Below are 3,261 nucleotides of genomic sequence, written 5' to 3'. Positions count from 1 at the left end.
CAGCAATGGTACACCTTGCAAACTTTCTATCAGTGCGGTTGTTCATGCAGCAAGAACCCATTGGGTAGAAGTATATGGCGATCGCGGTACATTAATTGTGGGTAGTGAGAATCAAAAAGATTATATACATGGTTTTCGTGTTTGGGCTTCCCAACCGGGTAAACCTTTGACGGAAATAGAAATACCGAATCGGTTAATTTTTCCCAAAAATTATGCTGATGGGCGCATTTCGGCATTTATCCGCGTAGTAGACCAATGGGTGCAAGGAATTGACCGCAATCAGGAAATTACACCATCACTACGCGAAGGAATTTATTCTCAGTTGTTGATGGATTTATCTCATGAATCGCATCAAAAATCAAGTTGGTTAGACATACCCAGTTTGGAAGAATTTCTGAGTAACTAGAAAACAAATGAGCAAAACTCCCCGCATTCGTATCCCGCCGGAAGTCAAAAAATATGTTTTTCAACGCGACCAATATCAATGCCGAAGCTGCGGTAAAACTAATGTAGAAACGAACCTCAGCATCGATCATATCATGCCCCTCGCTCGTGGGGGTCAAAATGATATTAGCAATCTCCAAACTCTCTGTTTTACCTGTAATCAGCAGAAAACAGATAATATCGATCCGCGTTTTCGGCGATATTTTCAGCTTTAGGTTACGATGGTATGAGCTATTAGTTTGTCTCTCATTTCTATGCCTCAAAATCACAATAGCAATTCCCTAATATTTCTCAATATTAGAACTACGGTTTTTTACTTCTTCACTGTCATAGCTATTTTAGTAGTAGCCTTTCCCTGGCTATATGAGATTAAAACTAAAGCTGGGATCGACATATCACCTGGACGCCATGCAGGAACATTTTTTGAAAAACATACCTATGGACTCTTCAAGTGTGAGTGGCTTTATCCCTACCATTGCGATCGCTCTCACATTAGGTAATATCATTTTCGGTTAAATACTTGTCATTGCGAGCGAAACGTTCGCGGAGCGTCTCGTAGAGAAGCAATCTAACAGCCTTGCGATTGCTTCACTGCACTTCTTTCTGTTCGCAATGACATATCAAAACTAATTTACCGGACATGATTTTATATAATCCATGTCCGGTAAATCAAGCTGAATAAAAATGTTCGTTCGTAGTAAGGACTTTAGTCCTGGCTTTGGGGACTGAAGTCCCCACTACAAACTGCTAATTATGGCTGAAGTTGACACCAATGTACCGCTGTGAGTCCCTACATCTATTTCAACTGATTTGAGATCGAGCTAACATCAACGGCTAATTTTTTACCCAACTTGAGCAACTGAAGACACTGATTATCTGCTTCATTTCCAAGGCTAGTAATACACACTGGCGCTATCTGACTTTGCAGACAACTAAAATATAGTTCCTGCGATCGCTGTAGGGAAATATCAATATTTAGTTGATCCCCGACATCAATCAATCGTTCTAATAGTTGGATCTCTGCATTAAAGCTACCATTGGCATCGTGTAACAGTTGCCAGAGCGATCGCGCGATTAACTGTTCTAAAATCTGCTTCCCGTCAGGAATATTCAGCCGACAACGCAGATGTTTTGCTTCAGTAGCGATCGCCTCCAATTCTAAGATGTGATTCCAACTCTTTTGGGGATCAGCGATATCTTGCTCAAGCGATCGTAATGTCATCAGACAGCGATGCCCTAAAGCAATATCTGCTGCCACTTGCAATTCTTGCGGTACTGCAAGTTCATCGCGATGAAACGCCATCAGCACACCGTAATTATCACGGTAAGCTTGAGTATACAACTGCCCTAAACGTGCCAGTGTTTCCTGACTCAACAGCCGCATAATCCGGTGGCGTTCTTCAGCAAATAGATTTTGCAAGTTAAAAGCTTCTTCCCCAAATAGCTGTGTCATCGCCAAGATCGTATGAGCCGCACTAGCTTGTTTTAGCGCCCCAAACAGCTTTTCTTTTAATTTGCTGTAGTCACGCCGCCCAGTAAATTGTTGAATGCCACAGTGGAAATCCCAGCCTCCCAAATGTAGAACAGCAAATACTAAATGCTCACTTTCCCAAGTAATCTCTGATACCAGCTTTAAATTTCCCACAGCCAGAGTTAGCGATCCCATCCGTTGCAGTTGGTAATCTAGCTCATTGGCAGCATAGCAATAAACCCGCTTCTGGTAACGCTGAGACTGTTTGTCAGCAGCATCTTTTCTCGGTAGAGAATTGTGCGTTTCTGCTGGTTTCTGATTGGTAAACAGGGAAGTAATAGCGTAATGGGCTGCAACTTGCTTAAAGCCAAGTTGGGCAGTTAACACTAGTTGCCGATAAATTTCCGCACCGTGTTTGAACTGATCCACATTACTGGGGGCTAAACCAAGATGTTTGACGAAGCCTTTTTCCAACTGTACGCCAGCCACTTCCCCTGCCAATTCCAAAGCACGGGCGGCATAGCGCAGAATTTGTGTCCCCTCTGGACGGGAAATTTCTTCAAAAAACCAGCCGCAACTAGTGAACATTAACAAAGCGTGACGCTGCATTTCCAATAGGCGCAAAGCGTCTACTTGTTCGGCTGCGGTTAGTTTGTGAGTTTGATGACGGGCGAGGAAACGGTTGACATTGGTAGCAGAGCGATCGCGCATTACTTGGATATATTCATCCCGTGCTAGCCAGGGATCGCGAAATAACTGTCTACCATGTTCTTCATACACCTCAGTTAGCTGATCCCGCAGCCAATTTAGGGCATCCCGCAGTGGACGACGCCATTTCTGATGCCAAACTGAGCCTTCTCCACCGCAACCACAGTCATCTTCCCATCTGCCGACACCGTGGGCGCAACTCCAGGCTGTGACTGACTTTAATTCTACTTCCCAACTGGGAGAATTTAAGCTCAGGTAGTGGGCGAAGTTTGTCACCGTCCAACCCTGTTGAGGAAACTCTTTGGTAAAGGCGTAGGCTAAAGTTTTCTCAGTTCCCTTTTTGTGATGTCCAAAGGTTTCCCCATCTGTCGCCACCGAGATTAACTGTGCCAGACGATGATCCCCACGCACTGCCGAACCAATCCGGCCGGCAAAGTGACTGGAATTATAAACGACATCACTAAAACCCATATCCCGCGATATCGGCCCATCGTAGAAGAAGATATCAATGTAGGGTAATTCTTCTGTACTACTATCATTAGGGCTAGTGGCGATCGCCTCCGGCGGGGCGTAGCCCATCGCACTCAGAGGTGAAGATGAAGTGTTTAATGTCGGTTTCAAATAACACCGATAGGGAC

The 3,261-nt window shown here is 44.5% G+C and carries 4 protein-coding genes; 3 read left to right on the top strand and 1 reads right to left on the bottom strand.

Going from position 1 to position 3,261, the window contains the following annotated elements:
• The 3 genes from IQ229_RS20035 to IQ229_RS24245 form a co-directional block, all read left to right on the top strand.
• The coding region (locus tag IQ229_RS20035) for a Gfo/Idh/MocA family oxidoreductase (protein ID WP_265583001.1) at positions 1–406 on the top strand (406 nt) is incomplete at its 5' end.
• Positions 407–413: 7 nt separating this feature from the next.
• On the top strand, positions 414–659 hold the full coding sequence (locus IQ229_RS20030) for an HNH endonuclease (RefSeq protein WP_194046739.1): 246 nt from the start codon (positions 414–416) through the stop codon (positions 657–659).
• Between the two features lie 39 nt (positions 660–698).
• Complete coding sequence (locus IQ229_RS24245; protein ID WP_228013593.1) at positions 699–944, top strand: hypothetical protein; 246 nt, start codon at positions 699–701, stop codon at positions 942–944.
• 296 nt (positions 945–1,240) lie between these two features.
• Here IQ229_RS24245 and IQ229_RS20025 read toward each other — a convergent pair.
• Positions 1,241–3,261 (bottom strand): DUF3536 domain-containing protein (locus tag IQ229_RS20025; protein ID WP_194046737.1); only part of this gene is annotated, 2,021 nt, incomplete at its 5' end.

The sequence above is a fragment of the Nostoc cf. edaphicum LEGE 07299 genome (genome assembly GCF_015207245.1).
GTDB classification, from domain to species: domain Bacteria; phylum Cyanobacteriota; class Cyanobacteriia; order Cyanobacteriales; family Nostocaceae; genus Nostoc; species Nostoc edaphicum_B.
This window is presented reverse-complemented; position numbering and strand designations above follow the sequence as displayed.